The organism is Lentzea albida (assembly GCF_900111005.1).
Lineage (GTDB): Bacteria > Actinomycetota > Actinomycetes > Mycobacteriales > Pseudonocardiaceae > Lentzea > Lentzea albida.
The window spans coordinates 169,318-183,419 of the sequence record NZ_FOFV01000013.1; the positions used below are offsets into that span (position 1 = coordinate 169,318).

17 protein-coding genes are annotated in these 14,102 nt (G+C 69.8%); 6 read left to right on the forward strand and 11 right to left on the reverse strand.

Going from position 1 to position 14,102, the window contains the following annotated elements; genetic code table 11:
• Positions 1-170: 170 nt before the first annotated feature.
• The 3 genes from BMY74_RS29105 to BMY74_RS29115 are packed head-to-tail and all read left to right on the forward strand — an operon-like array spanning position 171 to position 2,953.
• Positions 171-689 carry a TetR/AcrR family transcriptional regulator gene (locus BMY74_RS29105; protein WP_089921652.1) on the forward strand — a complete coding sequence of 173 codons (519 nt, stop codon included), beginning with the start codon at positions 171-173 and terminating at the stop codon, positions 687-689.
• A 9-nt stretch (positions 690-698) separates the two neighbouring features.
• Positions 699-1,772 carry a glycosyltransferase gene (locus BMY74_RS29110; protein ID WP_089921653.1) on the forward strand — a complete coding sequence of 358 codons (1,074 nt, stop codon included), beginning with the start codon at positions 699-701 and terminating at the stop codon, positions 1,770-1,772.
• Positions 1,773-1,807: 35 nt separating this feature from the next.
• Positions 1,808-2,953: a nucleotide disphospho-sugar-binding domain-containing protein gene (locus BMY74_RS29115; protein ID WP_089921654.1), complete on the forward strand. Its 1,146-nt coding sequence runs from the start codon at positions 1,808-1,810 to the stop codon at positions 2,951-2,953.
• 18 nt (positions 2,954-2,971) lie between these two features.
• Here the strand turns inward: BMY74_RS29115 and BMY74_RS29120 are convergent, their stop codons facing one another.
• The gene (locus BMY74_RS29120; RefSeq protein ID WP_177229973.1) at positions 2,972-3,355 is read right to left on the reverse strand and encodes an STAS domain-containing protein; all 384 of its coding nucleotides are present in this window, start codon (positions 3,353-3,355) and stop codon (positions 2,972-2,974) included.
• Positions 3,356-3,457: 102 nt separating this feature from the next.
• The gene (locus BMY74_RS29125; RefSeq protein WP_089921656.1) at positions 3,458-4,453 is read right to left on the reverse strand and encodes an FAD-binding oxidoreductase; all 996 of its coding nucleotides are present in this window, start codon (positions 4,451-4,453) and stop codon (positions 3,458-3,460) included.
• A gap of 70 nt (positions 4,454-4,523) precedes the next feature.
• On the opposite strand from BMY74_RS29125, the gene BMY74_RS29130 reads away from it, so the two are divergent.
• Positions 4,524-5,393: a LysR family transcriptional regulator gene (locus tag BMY74_RS29130; protein ID WP_089921658.1), complete on the forward strand. Its 870-nt coding sequence runs from the start codon at positions 4,524-4,526 to the stop codon at positions 5,391-5,393.
• Positions 5,394-5,409: 16 nt separating this feature from the next.
• Here BMY74_RS29130 and BMY74_RS29135 read toward each other — a convergent pair whose 3' ends face one another.
• Positions 5,410-5,979, reverse strand: coding sequence for a hypothetical protein (locus BMY74_RS29135; protein ID WP_089921660.1), 570 nt, complete (start codon positions 5,977-5,979; stop codon positions 5,410-5,412).
• Positions 5,980-6,328: 349 nt separating this feature from the next.
• Between BMY74_RS29135 and tuf the strand changes: the two genes are divergently transcribed.
• Positions 6,329-7,510: an elongation factor Tu gene (tuf, locus tag BMY74_RS29140; protein ID WP_089921662.1), complete on the forward strand. Its 1,182-nt coding sequence runs from the start codon at positions 6,329-6,331 to the stop codon at positions 7,508-7,510.
• Between the two features lie 116 nt (positions 7,511-7,626).
• Here tuf and BMY74_RS29145 read toward each other — a convergent pair whose 3' ends face one another.
• The 7 genes from BMY74_RS29145 to BMY74_RS29175 are packed head-to-tail and all read right to left on the reverse strand — an operon-like array spanning position 7,627 to position 13,078.
• On the reverse strand, positions 7,627-8,292 hold the full coding sequence (locus BMY74_RS29145) for a DUF6766 family protein (protein WP_089921664.1): 666 nt from the start codon (positions 8,290-8,292) through the stop codon (positions 7,627-7,629).
• Positions 8,293-8,319: 27 nt separating this feature from the next.
• Positions 8,320-9,270: a TIGR03557 family F420-dependent LLM class oxidoreductase gene (locus BMY74_RS29150; RefSeq protein ID WP_089921666.1), complete on the reverse strand. Its 951-nt coding sequence runs from the start codon at positions 9,268-9,270 to the stop codon at positions 8,320-8,322.
• Complete coding sequence (locus BMY74_RS29155; RefSeq protein WP_089921668.1) at positions 9,267-11,024, reverse strand: thiamine pyrophosphate-requiring protein; 1,758 nt, start codon at positions 11,022-11,024, stop codon at positions 9,267-9,269. The genes BMY74_RS29150 and BMY74_RS29155 overlap by 4 nt, the downstream gene beginning before the upstream one ends.
• The gene (locus BMY74_RS29160) at positions 11,021-11,743 is read right to left on the reverse strand and encodes a metallophosphoesterase family protein (RefSeq protein ID WP_177229974.1); all 723 of its coding nucleotides are present in this window, start codon (positions 11,741-11,743) and stop codon (positions 11,021-11,023) included. Before BMY74_RS29160 ends, BMY74_RS29155 begins: the two co-directional genes overlap by 4 nt.
• On the reverse strand, positions 11,740-11,988 hold the full coding sequence (locus BMY74_RS29165; RefSeq protein WP_089921671.1) for a BON domain-containing protein: 249 nt from the start codon (positions 11,986-11,988) through the stop codon (positions 11,740-11,742). The genes BMY74_RS29160 and BMY74_RS29165 overlap by 4 nt, the downstream gene beginning before the upstream one ends.
• The gene (locus BMY74_RS29170) at positions 11,951-12,541 is read right to left on the reverse strand and encodes a nucleotidyltransferase family protein (RefSeq protein WP_089921673.1); all 591 of its coding nucleotides are present in this window, start codon (positions 12,539-12,541) and stop codon (positions 11,951-11,953) included. The genes BMY74_RS29165 and BMY74_RS29170 overlap by 38 nt, the downstream gene beginning before the upstream one ends.
• Before the next feature lie 36 nt (positions 12,542-12,577).
• Complete coding sequence (locus tag BMY74_RS29175) at positions 12,578-13,078, reverse strand: GNAT family N-acetyltransferase (RefSeq protein WP_218159781.1); 501 nt, start codon at positions 13,076-13,078, stop codon at positions 12,578-12,580.
• Positions 13,079-13,163: 85 nt separating this feature from the next.
• On the opposite strand from BMY74_RS29175, the gene BMY74_RS29180 reads away from it, so the two are divergent.
• Entirely contained in the window at positions 13,164-13,388 is a 225-nt protein-coding gene (locus tag BMY74_RS29180) for a zinc-ribbon domain-containing protein (protein WP_089921678.1), read from the forward strand.
• A gap of 58 nt (positions 13,389-13,446) precedes the next feature.
• Here BMY74_RS29180 and BMY74_RS29185 read toward each other — a convergent pair whose 3' ends face one another.
• Positions 13,447-14,031 (reverse strand): DUF998 domain-containing protein, encoded by a 585-nt coding sequence (locus tag BMY74_RS29185; RefSeq protein ID WP_089921680.1) that lies wholly within the window; start codon positions 14,029-14,031, stop codon positions 13,447-13,449.
• Between the last annotated feature and the right edge of the window lie 71 nt (positions 14,032-14,102).

Genomic DNA, 14,102 nt, shown 5'->3' on the forward strand with positions numbered 1-14,102 from the left:
CCGCGGCAGTCGGCCTTTGCCCCGTGTCCGGCGTTCAGACGGCCGCATCGTGGCGCCGGCCCCGCGCCCCTGTACTGGTTGTACCGGGGCGCGGGGCCGGTGCCACGAGGTGGCCTGCTGAGCGTCGGAGACGCGGCGAAGGCCGGCTGTCGCGGCGCTAGCCTGAACCCATGCACGACCGCGATCGGGAACGCACCCGCCGCCGGTTGCTGGACGCCGCGTTCGTCGAGTTCGCCGCCCACGGCATCGCCGGGGCCCGGATGGAACGCATCGCGCGCATAGCCCGGTGCTCCGCGGGCCTCGCCTACAACTACTACGGCGGCAAGGACGAGCTGTTCGACGCCGTGCAGTCCGACGTGGCGGGCGCGACGGCGCTGGAGTTCGACGTGCTCGACCTGCCGGGGTACGCGGGCCGGTTGTACGACCTGCAGCACCAGCACCCCGAGCTCGCCCGGCTCGCGACCTGGCAACGGCTGGAGCGGCGCTCTCCCGTGAGCCGGACCGCCGACGTCGAGGCGATCCGGTCCGCCCAGGAGTCGGGGCTGGTGTCGTCGCGGTTCCCGGCGGAGCAGGTGTTGCAGCTGGTGCTGGCGGTCGCGTCGATGTGGGCGGCGGCTCCGTCGAGTTCGGACCACGGGGTACGGCGGCGGACCGTCGAGGACGCCGTGCGCCGGCTGGTGGAGCCGTAGCCTGGAGATATGCGTGTTCTCGTCGTCGCCGCTCCCCTGCTGGGCCACGTCTTCCCGTTGATGCCGCTCGCGCTGCGGTTGCGCGAGGCCGGCCGCGAGGTCGTGGTCGCCACGGGCGGGGAGGCGTTGCGGGTCGGCGAGTCCGGGCTGCGGGTCGAGGACGTCGTCCCCTCCAGCGTCCGCTTCGGACCGATCGCGGTGCGGATCATGCTCGCGCATCCGCTGGTGGCCAAGCGGGAGATGCGGGGCAGCGGGCGGCTCGACTTCGTGTCGCGGTTGTTCAGCAGGGTCGGTGACGCGATGACCGGGCCGTTGCGGGAGTTCGCGGAGGGCTGGCGGCCGGACGTCGTGGTGCACGAGCCGCTGGCGGCGGCCGGGTCGGCGCTGGGGGTGCCGTCGGTCGTGCACGACGTGTCGTTGTTCGACGGGCTGGAGCTGACGGCCGCGGTCGGCGCGCGGATGAAGGCCGGGGTGCGGTCGCCCACGACGGTCCTGCGCACCGCTCCGCCCTCGCTCGCGGAGTTCCCCGGCGGCGAACGGGTGCGGTTCGTGCCCTACAGCGGTGACGGCGAGGTGCCGCCGTGGCTCGCGGAGCCGTCCGGCAAGCCGCGGATCCTGGTCAGCAGGAGCACCGCGCCCGGTCCCGGCTCCGGCCGGATGATGGCGGCCGTGGTCAGGGCGGCCGAGCGGGTGGACGCCGAGTTCGTGCTGGTGCGTCCGGACCGGACGGACGGACTGCCGGGCAACGTGCGGGCGGTCGGGTGGGTGCCGATCCCGCGCGTGCTGCCGTTCTGCGACGGGATCGTGCACCACGGTGGCGCGGGGACGTTGCTCGGCGCGCTCGCCGCCGGGGTGCCGCAGCTGGTCGAGCCCGGGCCCGGTGACAGGACCGTCCACGCGGACGCGATCACCCGGCGCGGGGCGGGGCTGAAGGCCGAGCCGCGCGAGGTCACGCCGGACCTGCTGACCCGGCTGATCGAGGATTCGAGGCTCCAGCGGGCCGCCGGTGAGGTGCGTGCGGAGATCGCCTCGGCGCCTTCGCCCGCCGAGGTCGCGGAGCGCTCGGAAAGCTGGGTGAATTGACCCCGTCGTAATGGAGGAGCACCTAATCTGGCCCGGTGCGCATTCTCTTCTCGAGCTTAGGCTCCCACGGACACGTTTACCCGATACTTCCGCTCGCGACCGCCGCGCGAGCGCAAGGCCATGACGTTCTCTACGCCGTTGATGCAGGATTCCACGCGACTGTGGAAAAACTCGGACTCACGGTGGTCGACGCGGGCATCAGCATCTGGGCCGCGTTCCGCCAGGCGAACGAACTGCACGGCACGGACGGGTTCCGGCGGGACATGCTGCGCCAGACCGCCGTCGACGCGTTCGGATCACTGCTGCCCAGGGCCTACGTGACCGATCTGGAGCCGGTGCTCGAACGGGACAAGCCGGACCTCGTCGTCTTCGAGCTCATGAACCCCGGCGCGGGTCTCGCCGCCCTGCGGGCAGGCATTCCGGCCGTGTGCCACGGGTTCGGCAGGATGGACGAATCCCTTGTTCCGGAAGCGATGAGCGACCTGCTCCTCGAGTACGTCGACGAACTCGGGATCACGCTCCCGAATGGGCAACATTACGGGCTCGGATCGACTTATCTCGACGTCTTCCCGCCTTCACTGCAGGATCTCGACTTTCTTTCGGACGTGGAGCGCATTCCGATGCGTCCGGTCCCGTTCACCGAGCCGGGCGAATTGCCCGGTTGGGTCGTGGAGCACGAAAGGCCGCTGGTCTACCTCACGTTCGGCACGGCGTTCTCGAACCAGGACGTGCTGAGGACCGCGATCACCGGGCTGTCCGGTGTGGACGCCGAACTGCTGGTCGCGACCGGGCCGCAGGTCGACCCGGCGCTGCTGGCCGACGTACCGGACCACGTCCACCTGCTGCCGTGGGTGCCCCAGGCGGATCTGCTCGCGCACGCAGATCTCGTCGTGCACCACGGCGGCGCCGGCACCACGGTCGCCGCGATGACGCACGGCCTGCCACAGCTCGTGCTGCCGCAGGGCGCTGACCACTTCCGCAACGCCGGGATCGTGGCGGGCACCGGCCTGGGCGCCCAGCTCGTCGGCGCGGACTTCACCGCGGACGCGGTCCAGGAGACCGCGCGCAAGTTGTTGGCGGACGACGACGTTCGCGTCGCCAACGCCCGCATCGCCGCGGAGATCGCCGCGATGCCGCACCCCGACGACGTCGTGCCGGAACTGGTCGAGCTGGCCGGCTGAGGACGGGCGGACCGGTGCCTACTCGCTGGGCACCGGTTTCAACGCCGTCAGCACCTCGTCGACGGAGTCGTAGAGCGGCAGGACGTCGGCCACGCCCGTGACCTGCAGAGGCCGTCTCACGGCCCGTTGCGGTGCCACGACGTGCAGCTTCCTGCCGTGCTCGTCGGCGATCTCGTGCGCCGAGATCAGCGTGGAGATGCCGGTCGAGCCGAAGAAGGTGACCTGGGTCAGGTCGGCGATCAGCGCGGGCCCGGTCGTGGTCAGGGCGAGGCGGACGGCGTCCAGCACGAGATCCGCCGTGTCGACGTCGATCTCGCCTTCCACCGCTACGACCACCACACCCGCCACCTCGGTGGCACGGACCGTGAGCAGCGGTGATTCCTCAAACTGTTCTTCGTTCACCAGCACTCCCCGGTGGCCGAAGCGCACGAGACCCTGACTCCGAGCACGCTGCTGAACCCGGTTACGTCTCCGACGTTACGACCGTTGCTTCCCCATCACAACCTATCCCACGGCGTAGCGGAAGTTCCGCGAACGTCCGACCACGAACGGTCGGACCGCCTCGAACACCTCTTCGTGCTGCTCCTGGACGCCCAGTCGCGGCGAGATGAGTTTCAGCAGGTGGGTGGCCTCCGAGCCGAGGGCGGCACCGAGCGGGAGCACGCCCAGGAAGATCTCGGCGGTGGAGCGCGCGGCGATCTCCCTGGCGCGTTGGAGCGCCTCCAACGGCAGGTCCCGGAGCAGCACGTTGTCACCCTGGTAGGTGTGCGGCGGCAGCGGCCTGCCGGCAACCTCGGCGAACGGCTTCAGGCCCAAGTCCTCCTTGAGCACGGGCGCGACGCGGAGGTGGCCGACGTCGAACGGCTTCGTGCTCGCGAAGGTGATCCGCACGACGTCACCGAGGGTGGTGAGCGCCGGGGTGACGTGGTCGGGCAGGTCCCAGGTGTGGAACGCCTCGACCACCTCGCGCTCGTACCGGGCCTCGAAGAACAGCTCGCCCGCGTGCACCCGCTCGACGGGCAGGAGCTCGAACTCCAGCGCGGTGACGACGTCGCCGACCTTCTCCGTCCTGGTGACGCGATCGCTCGCGAAGCCGAACTCCCTGGCCAGCACGCTGAAGCCGCCGCCGAGGGTGTAGCCGACGACGCCCACGTCGCTCGCGTCGCCGCTGAGCGGGGCGAGACCGTGCGGGGCGGCCTTCTCGACCACCTGCTGCCAGACAGCGCCCGCCTCGGCCCTGGCCGTGCCCGTCGCGGGGTCGACCTCGACCGCGTTCAGGCGCCTGGTGGAGATCAGGACGCCGGTCGTGGCGGTGGTCAGGCCGTGACCGGTGGTCTGGATCGCGTACTCGAGGCCGTGGGACTCGGCGTGGCCGACGGCGTCCTCGACGTCCTGGACGTTCTCCACGGCGAAGACCACCTGCGGTTCGTGGCGGAGCCCGGTCTGGAAACCGCTGCGTTCCTCGTCGTAACCGGCGTCTCCGGGGTAGAAGATCTGCATGTCTCCAGGGTTGCCGACCTGCGTCTATATGTCCAAGATCTAGATCTTCCGCTGTCTATAATCATTCGTTATGGAGCTTCGGCAGCTGGAGTACTTCGTCGCGGTCGCGGAGGAGGGCTCGTTCACGCGCGCGGCGGAACGGGTGCACGTCGCCCAGCCCGGGATCAGCGCGCAGATCCGGCGGCTGGAGCGGGAACTCGGGCACGACCTGCTGGACCGCTCGGGACGCACCGTCACGCTGACCGGCGTGGGCGCGGCGGTGCTGCCGCTGGCGCGGGCGGCACTGGGGTCGGTGGAGTCGGCCCGGCGGACCGTGGAGGAGATGGCCGGGCTGGTGCGCGGCTCCGTGCGGGTCGGGATGGTCGTGTCGTGCGGGATCATGGACCTCCCCGAACTGCTGTCGGCGTTCCACACGTCGTTCCCCGACGTCGAGATCACGTTGTCGGAGGCCAACTCCTCCACGTTGATCGAGTCGCTTGTGGACGGTCGGCTGGACTTCGCACTCGTCGGCTACGCGGGTGCGGAGCCCGAGGGGGTGGCTGTCCGGGTGCTGGCCGACGAACCGCTCGTGGCCGCGGTGTCGGCCTCGGATCCCTGGTACGGCAGGGAATCCGTGCCGCTGGAGGAGTTGCTGGAGCGCGGGCTGATCTGCCTGCCGCCGGGCACCGGACTGCGCGGGGCGCTGGACGCGGCCTGCGGTGCGCGCCGGCCGCGGATCGCGTTCGAGGCGTCCGCGCCCCCGATGGTGATCACGCTGGCGCAGCGCGGGCTCGGGCCGGCGGTCCTGGCGCGGTCGATGGTGGGCGACCTGCACGCCGTTCGGATCACCGATCCCGTGCCGCACAGCAGGCTCGCGTTCGCGTGGCGCGCGGAAGGTCCGCACAGCCCGGCCGCGCGGACGCTGATCGGGCTCGCGGAGAACCAGGTGACAACGGTCTAGTCCACGCGGCTTCTGGTCAGGCGCTGGTCGTCGGGTTCGCGGTGGCGTTGAAGTCGAGCTTCGTGGCGCTGTCCCGCCAGGCGAAGACGATCGGGACGAGCAGGATCAGGTAGAGCGCCGCGGGGACGGCGACCCAGCCGCCGAGGTGGTGCGCCGCTTTGACCAGCATGAGGGCCGTGTAGGCGAGGGGGATGATGCCCGCCCCGCTGTAAGCGATGAGCATCGCGAGGCGGAGGGGTGTGCCCGCGGTGTGGATGTTGGTGGCGTGTTCGGCGGCGGTCGCGCCGATGCGGGAGGGGTCGAGGGAGTGGCTCTCGCCGTGGTCGGTCGCGGCGAGGAGAGCGCGTTCGAGGGTGAGGATCGACCGGGCTCGGACGGCCGCGAGGTTGAGCAGTTGCGCGTGGAAAGCGGCGGTGCACAGCAGCGGGAACGGCAGGAGGCTGATCGCCCAGCCGAGGAGATCGAGTTTGTCGTAGAAGGCGATCGTGCCGATGAGGTAGGTCGTGGTGACGCCGATCGTCGCGAGACTCACGGTCAGGGTGGTGGCCCGGTCGGCCCGGTCTGCTTGGTAGATGGCGGTGAGCACGGGGAGTCGGTCCGGAATGGCAGCTGCTCCTGGCTGGTCTGTGCGACTCACTGTCCCAGGTTTGCCGCGCTCCGGGCAGTGGAAAGGTGTTCGTCCGCACGGGCGTTGACCAGACCGGCGGAAAACCAGGTGACAGCGGTCCAGCACGCCTGTCACGATCACCGCATGTTCCTGACGGCTGAGCTCAACACGTGCGCGGGTGTGCCCGCGGACGCGCTCGCCGTCGCCTCGGCAGCGCTGGCCGGCGCCCGACTCTGACCCTTCTCCAGTCCATCCTTCAGGACCACTGGAGGAGGGTTGTGGCGGTCCATCGGTTCTGAGCCACCGTTTCGCACCGAGGAACAGGAAGATGAAGCAGGAGTTCGTGCGCGCCAAGCCGCACCTCAACATCGGCACGATGGGCCACGTCGACCACGGCAAGACCACGCTCACCGCGGCGATCACCAAGGTTCTGTCCGAAAAGGACCCGACGGGCACGACCTTCACGGCGTTCGACCGGATCGACCGGGCGCCGGAGGAGCTGGCCCGCGGCATCACGATCAACATCGCGCACGTCGAGTACGAGACGCCGACGCGGCACTACGCGCACGTCGACATGCCCGGCCACGCCGACTACGTGAAGAACATGATCACGGGGGCGGCGCAGCTCGACGGCGCGATCCTCGTGGTGTCCGCCGAGGACGGCACGATGCCGCAGACGCGGGAGCACGTGGTGCTGGCGCACCGGGTGGGCGTACCGCACGTGGTGGTGGCGTTGAACAAGGCCGACGCGGTGAGCGACCCGGAGCTGCTCGACCTGGTGGAGCTGGAGATCCGCGACCTGCTCTCCCGGTACGGCTTCGACGGCGACGCCACGCCGGTCGTGCGGGTGTCCGGCCTGCGCGCGCTGCAGGGCGACCCGCGGTGGGTGCAGTCGGTGGTGGACCTGCTCGACGCCGTGGACTCCCACGTCCCGGTGCCGGAGCGGGACGTCACCGGGCCGTTCCTGATGCCGATCGAGAACGTCCTGACCATCACCGGCCGCGGCACGGTCGTGACCGGTGCGGTGGAGCGGGGTGTGCTCGGCCTCGGCGACCAGGTCGAGGTGCTCGGTCTCGGCTCGGCGGTGACCTCGGTCGCCACCGGCATCGAGACGTTCGGCAAGCCGATGCAGCAGGCGCAGGCGGGGGACAACGCCGCGATCCTGCTGCGCGGCGTGAAGCGCGGCGACGTCCGGCGCGGCCAGGTGCTGGCGCTGCCGGGCAGCGTCGCGCCGCACACCCGGTTCCGCGCGTCGGTGTACCTGCTCTCGCACGCCGAGGGCGGCAGGCACACCGGTATCGCGTCGAACTACCGCCCGCAGTTCCACTTCCGCACCGGCGACGTCGTCGGCGTGGTGGAGCTCGACAGGACGCTGGCGCTGCCAGGGGACACCGTCGAGGTCGTGGTGGAGCTGGGCAAGGCGGTGGCGATGGACACCGGGCTGGGCTTCGCGATCCGCGAGGGCGGCAAGACCGTGGGTGCCGGCACGGTCGGCGAGATCCTCGCCTAGGCGGCGGTCGACGGCCCGAGAAGGTGGTCGCGTCGCCTGGTGGCGCGGTGGGGCTCGGGTTCCGCCGCGCCACCACGGGAAGCACGGTGGGACAACGGGTCCCGCCGCGCTTTCCGCTAACCGGACCTGTCGCTCACCGAGTGCGGCGCCCCGACCGGCTTCGACTCGGGCGACCCGCGCTCGCGCAGGTAGACGCTGAGGATCGCCATCGACGCGATCGCGAGGAACTCCGACTGCCAGTTCTGCAGCGACCGGTTCCAGAAGTCGGCGCTCAGGAAGTAGTCGAACAGGCCCATCTTCTCCGCCAGCGGGTCGGAGTTGTTGGCGTACCAGCCCGCGACCCACTGCAGGGACCACGAGAACAGGAACAGCACCAGCATCACGAGGCCCAGCGACCTGGAGTAGAACGCCGTGCGCCAGCCACCTGCCCGCGCCCACTTCGGCGAGTCCGGCTTCACGTACGCGCCGACCTGCTGCTCCTGGTCGGTCTCGCGGCCTGCCTTCTTCGCCGGCTTCGACTCCGTCGAACCGCGCTGGATCAGCCAGACGGTCGCGGTCACGTACAGGAAGAACTGCAGGTACTCGGACTGCCAGTTCTCCACGACGTCCACGAGGAAGTCGGCGGAGAACAGGTACGACCCCAGGGACAGCACCGGCTGCCCCAACGCGGCCTGACGCTCGTTGTAGTCGGCGTGGCCCGCGAAGAACTGGCCGACCAGCGCCGCGAGGAACAGTCCCCCGAAAACGAGCGTCAGGCTGTGCTCGCGCAGGAATCTCCTCATAGGAGCGGATGCCCTGCGCCCCTCTCATCAAACATCGATCAGCGGCACGACCTGCTTGGCCCAGAACTCGAAGAAACCCTGCTGGTCAGGCCCGATCTGCTGCACGTAGACCTCGTCGAACCCGGCGTCGGCGAACTCCTTGATCTTCTCCGCGTACTTCTCGGGGTCGGGGCCGCACGGGACCGCTTCCCTGATCATGTCCGGCGTGACGAGTTCGGACGCCTGCTCGAAGTGCTTGGGCGTCGGCAGCACCTGGGCCAGTTCGCCGGGCAGGCCGTCGTTGGGCCACAGGCGGTGCGCGGTCGCCACGGCGTCCTCTTCGGACTCCGCCCAGCAGACCTTCAGGCCGCTCTGCGCCGGGCCGCGGCCGCCCTCGGCGCGGTACTTCTCCACCAGGTCGCCGGCGGGACCGACCGACACGTAGCCGTCGCCGCAGCGGGCCGCGAGCTTGACCGCCTTCGGGCCGAACGCCGACACGTAGATCGGCACCGGGCGTTCGGGCACGGTGTAGATGCGGGCGTTCTCCACGGTGTAGTGCTTGCCGTGGTGCGTGACCTCGTCACCCTGGTGCAGCGTGCGGATGAGGCCGATCGCCTCCTCCAGCATCTCCAGGCGCACGTCCGCAGACGGCCAGCGGTCACCCAGCACGTGCTCGTTCAGCGCCTCACCGCTGCCGACGCCGAGGACGAACCTGCCCTCGGTCTGCACGGCGGCGGTGGCGGCGGCCTGCGCGATGACGGCCGGGTGGATGCGGACGATCGGGCACGTCACGGCCGTGGTGATGGGCAGCGTCACGGCCTCCGACAGCGCGCCGATCGTGCCCCAGACGAACGGCGACTGGCCCTGTTCGTCGTTCCACGGGTGGAAGTGGTCGGAGATCCACAGCGCCTCGAAGCCCTGCTCCTGGGCCATGCGTGCGTTGCGGACCAGCTCGCGCGGCCCGTGTTCTTCCGAGGAAAGGAAATAGCCCAGTTTCACGGCAGCAACTCCTGGATCTTGGTTTGGACTCCGCGGCGCAACACGCCCCACGCGTCGGGGTCGCCTCGCAGCACCGCCTCGGTCATGTCCTTGATCTGCTCGAACGTCGCGTGCGGCGGGATCGGCGGCACGTCCGGGTCGCAGCGCACGTCGAGCACGGTCGAGCCGTCGAACGCGAGCGCGGTCTCCCACGCCGTGCCGAGCTGCGCCGGGTCGTTGATCTCGATGCCCTGCAGGCCGATGGACCGCGCGAAGGCGGCGTACGAGATATCCGGGAGCGACTGCGACTCCTCGAACTTCGGCGCTCCACCCATCGCGCGAAGCTCCCACGTGACCTGGTTGAGGTCGTTGTTGTGGAAGACGCAGACCACGCAACGGATGCCGTACCGGCGCAGCGTCAACAACTCCGCCATGCCGTTCATCTGCATCGCGCCGTCGCCGACCAGCGCGATCAACGGCCTGCCGGGCTGCGCGAAGGCGGCACCGAGCGCGTACGGGACGGCGCAGCCCATCGTGGCGAGCGTGCCGGACAGCGACGACCGGACGTTCCCGCGGATCTTCAGCAACCGCGCGTACCAGTTCGTCGCCGAGCCCGAGTCGGCGGTGACGATCGCGTTGTGCGGCAGTCGTTTCGAGAGCTCCGAGACGATCCGCATCGGGTTGACGGGATCGGCCGGCACCTGCGCCTGCCGTTCGACGACCTCCCACCAGCGCTCGACGTTCTTCTCGATCGTCTCCCGCCACGAGCGGTCGGTCTTCTCCTCCAGCAACGGGATCAGCGCGCGCAACGTCTCCCGCGCGTCGCCGACGAGGTTGACCTCGGTCGGGTAGCGCATGCCGATCGAACGGCCGTCGACGTCGACCTGCACCCCGCGCGCCTTGCCGTACTGCGGCAGGTACTGGGAGTACGGGAAGTTCGAGCCGACGATCAGCAACCGGTCGCAGTCGCGCATCATCTCGTACGACGGCCGGGTGCCGAGCAGCCCGATCGAGCCCGTCACGTACGGCAGGTCGTCGGGCAGCACGTCCTTGCCGAGCAACGCCTTCGCGACGCCGGCACCGAGCAGGTCGGCGACCGCGCGCACCTCCTCGGCGGCCTCGCGGGCGCCCTGGCCGATCAGGATCGCGACCTTCTCGCCGCTGTTCAGCACCTCGGCCGCGCGCCGGACGTCGTCCAGGGCGGGCACGACGGACGACGAGGGGCGCGACGGCGGACTCGACGGGATGTACTTGAACTCGTGCTTGGGTGGCGAGTACTCCTGCTCCTGCACGTCGTTCGGGATGATCAGCACGGCCGGCGCGCGCTCGGCCTGGGCCGTGCGCATCGCGCGGTCCAGCGCGTTCGGCAACTGCTCGGGCACCGTCACGTCCACCAGGAACGAGGCGACGTCGCGGAACAGCGAGTGGAGGTCGACCTCCTGCTGGTAGCTGCCGCCCATCGCGGTGCGGGCGGTCTGGCCGACGATAGCGACGACCGGCACGTGGTCGAGCTTCGCGTCGTACAGGCCGTTGAGCAGGTGGATCGCGCCCGGCCCCGAGGTCGCTAGGCACACACCGACGTCGCCGCTGAACTTGGCGAAGCCGACCGCGGCGAACGCGGCCATCTCCTCGTGCCGGGTCTGGACGAACTTCGGGTCGTTGTCCGCCTTGCCGAACGCGGCCACGATCCCGTTGATGCCGTCGCCGGGGTAGGCGAACACCTGCTTCACACCCCAGTCGCGCAGGCGTTGCACGACGAAGTCCCCGACGGTCATGAGTTGTTCCCTTCCAGCACGTAGACCGTGTAGGCGGAACGGATGATGGGCTGCGCGACGTTGCGGACCCGCACCCCGCCCGGCGTCAGGCCGTGCTCGGTGCCGAAGTGCGCGTGGCCGTGCACGGCGAGATCCGTCCCGGTCGCGTCGATGGCCTCGCCGAGCAGGTACGAGCCGAGGAACGGGTAGATCTCCGGCGGCTCCCCGCGCAACGTGTCGGGCACCGGCGCGTAGTGCGTCAGCGCGACCTTGATGTCCGTGTCCAGTTCGGACAGTGCGCCCTTCAGGTTCTCCGCGATGTCGCAGGTGTGCTGGATGAACGCCTTCATCTCGCGCTCACCGAACGCGCTGCCGCACTTGCCGGCGAACCCGCCGCCGAACCCCTTCACCCCACCGATGCCGATCGAGCAACCGTTGACCCGATGGGTGAACGTCGTGCCTTCCAGCACGTGGATGCCCTTGTCCTCCAGGGTCTTGGTGACCTCGAGGGGCTTGTCGTCCTGGTGGTCGTGGTTGCCCAGCACGGCGACGACGGGCACCGGGAGGTCCGCGAACTCGTCCGCGACCACCTCGGCCTCGACGACCGTGCCGTGCCGGGTCAGGTCACCGGCGAGGAGCAGGACGTCGGCGTGCTCGCCGACCTTCTCCAACGCCGGACGCAGGTGCCCGCGCATGTCCTCGCCGAGGTGGATGTCCCCGACCGCCGCGACTCGGATCATCGCAGGTCCTCCTCACCCTCCGGTTCGCCCGCAGGTGTCACGCGCACGTCGTTGAGGATCTTCAGCTCCGGGGCGGCCTCGTGCAGGACCTCCTCCAGGGCGGCACGCCGGTCGGCGCACGCCACGTCGCCGGAGAGCATCACGTTGTCGCCGCGCACGGTGACGCGCACGCCGAGCTCGGCGGTCCGCGGGTCCTCGGCCACCGCCCTACGCAGATTTGCCGCCAGGTACTGCTCGGAACTCATGGCCCCTCCCGATGATGTCCAGGCGTTCGATGAGCACCAGGAACGCTTCCGCATAAGGAGAGTGCTTGGTCTCCTCGCGCACCTGGTCCCAGTCGATCTGTTCGCGCAACGCCCGTGCGAACGGCAGCAGCTCGCTGAAGTCGCAGCGGTGCCCGTCCAGCACGAGCAGCTTGCTGCTCAGGACGAACGTCGCCGGCATCACCGGCAGCATCACCGAACCGACGGGCATCTCCTCGGCCATCGCGAGGGTCTCGTCGGTCACCGGGCGTTCGTTCGGCCGGAAGAGCAGGTCCACCAGCGAGTCGCCGTCGTAGACCTTCAGCAGCCAGTCCTCCGGCGGTTCCGCACCGCGCAGTCCCGCCTCCACGAGCACCCGCACCGCTTCGTTGACGTCCTCTTCCTTCACCAGGAGGTCGACGTCGTGCTCACTCACGGGCCCGCCTCGCGCGTAACCGGCACAACCACCGGTCAGGGCGAACGGGATCTCCGCTCCACGTAAGACCTTGGCGACCTTGGTCAAGGTCATCAGCAGTTCGGCCTGCACGTCGCTCATGCACTCCGGGCTACCCGCCGACGCGCGGAGTGAACCTCAGTCCGTGGCGAGACGCGCGTGCGTTTCCGTGTCGTAGCGGACGCCGTCGTAGAGCAGCCGGGCGCGTTCGACGCCCTCGACCGCGAACCCCGCTCCCGTGGCGACGCGGCAGGAGGCGGGGTTGTCCAGGCGGTGGGCGAGCTCCAGGCGGAACAGGCCGAGCTCGGAGAAGGCGAACTCGCTGACGGCCTTGCAGGCCTCGGTCGCGAGGCCCTTGCCCCGCGCCTCCTCCCGCATCCAGTACGAGATCCACCCGGTGAGGTGACGGCGTTCGACGCTCGACACCGCCGCGTTGCCGACGGGCACCCCGTCGTGCAGCACGGCGAACGAGTAGGCGGTGTCGTCCTCGCGACGGGCCATGAGCAGCGCGATCCAGTCCTGCGCGGCGGTGAGCGAGTCGATCGGGAGGGTGAACTGGCGGGCCATCATCTCCTCGCCCGCGGCGGCCAGGATGACCGGTGCGTCGTCGAGGTTCCAGGGCCGCAGCAGGGTGGTCACACCCTCCACCTTCCGAATTCGGGCGTCGCCCTGCAACTCAGGGGGCATCCCGCACGTCAGAAGAACAACGGCAAAGGGAGAGCAGATGGTCATTTTCGGCTGGCGGACGACGATCGAGCAGCTGCGGATGCTGCAGCTGGTGTGCGGGCACTGCCACCACCAGTCGGCGCACAACCTGTTCCGGCGCTACACGAAGCCGACCATCTTCTTCATCCCGCTGTTCACGATCAGCAGCAAGTACGGGCTGCAGTGCACTTTCTGCGGGGTCTCCTACGACATCAGCAAGATGCACGCGCATCAGCTCGTCTGACAGGCCTCACAGCCGGGCGCGTGCACGTCGGTGGTGACGCGCCCGCACTCCGGGCAGATCAGCTCGAGAAGGCAGGCCGGTTCAGCCTCAGGGACACGATCGAGGTCCAGACCCAGCCGATCGTCGCGACCACGTAGAGCAGCACCGTCCCGCCGGGGCTGCCGAGGAACGCCGTCGGCACCACCAGCAGCAGGCCCGTCAGGCCGCTCATCACCGCCAGCCATCCCCCGAGCCTACGCGTGAACACGAAGCACGCCCCGATCCAGCCGATCATCGCGATCCCGAACGCGACGGCGTGCAGGGCGCCGTGCCACGACATCGAGGCGGGCGGGCCGTCCGGTGTGCCGAGCGGGAACCCCATCGCGGGATCGGCGACGAACACCCCGCCGAGGACCATCCCCGCTCCCATCAGGCCGATCAGCCGCGCGCCCCACTTCGTGTGCTTCGCCATGCCGGTGGCCGCGACCAGGAACAACGCGCCGCTGACCACGAAGTTCGCGATCTGGATCCACCCGAGCGAGCCGAGGCTGAGCATGCTGAACGGGTGCCGTGCGAGGTCGAAGCCCTCGCGGGTGAACGCCTGGGCGTAGCCGACGACGAGGTAGAGCGGGCCGGCGACGACGCCGCACACGATGCGGGACATGGGGTTCCTCCAGTTCTCGGTGTGGCGAGAACGGAATCACCGACAAGATTTTTTGTCAAGACGAGTATCGC

Coding starts and splice junctions, on each gene's coding strand:
- BMY74_RS29105 (WP_089921652.1), top strand. CDS start 171: ATGCACGACCGCGATCGGGAACGCACCCGCCGCCGGTTGCTGGACGCC.
- BMY74_RS29110 (WP_089921653.1), top strand. CDS start 699: ATGCGTGTTCTCGTCGTCGCCGCTCCCCTGCTGGGCCACGTCTTCCCG.
- BMY74_RS29125 (WP_089921656.1), bottom strand. CDS start 4,453: ATGCAGATCTTCTACCCCGGAGACGCCGGTTACGACGAGGAACGCAGC.
- BMY74_RS29130 (WP_089921658.1), top strand. CDS start 4,524: ATGGAGCTTCGGCAGCTGGAGTACTTCGTCGCGGTCGCGGAGGAGGGC.
- tuf (WP_089921662.1), top strand. CDS start 6,329: ATGAAGCAGGAGTTCGTGCGCGCCAAGCCGCACCTCAACATCGGCACG.
- BMY74_RS29145 (WP_089921664.1), bottom strand. CDS start 8,292: ATGAGGAGATTCCTGCGCGAGCACAGCCTGACGCTCGTTTTCGGGGGA.
- BMY74_RS29155 (WP_089921668.1), bottom strand. CDS start 11,024: ATGACCGTCGGGGACTTCGTCGTGCAACGCCTGCGCGACTGGGGTGTG.
- BMY74_RS29160 (WP_177229974.1), bottom strand. CDS start 11,743: ATGATCCGAGTCGCGGCGGTCGGGGACATCCACCTCGGCGAGGACATG.
- BMY74_RS29165 (WP_089921671.1), bottom strand. CDS start 11,988: ATGAGTTCCGAGCAGTACCTGGCGGCAAATCTGCGTAGGGCGGTGGCC.
- BMY74_RS29170 (WP_089921673.1), bottom strand. CDS start 12,541: ATGAGCGACGTGCAGGCCGAACTGCTGATGACCTTGACCAAGGTCGCC.
- BMY74_RS29180 (WP_089921678.1), top strand. CDS start 13,164: ATGGTCATTTTCGGCTGGCGGACGACGATCGAGCAGCTGCGGATGCTG.
- BMY74_RS29185 (WP_089921680.1), bottom strand. CDS start 14,031: ATGTCCCGCATCGTGTGCGGCGTCGTCGCCGGCCCGCTCTACCTCGTC.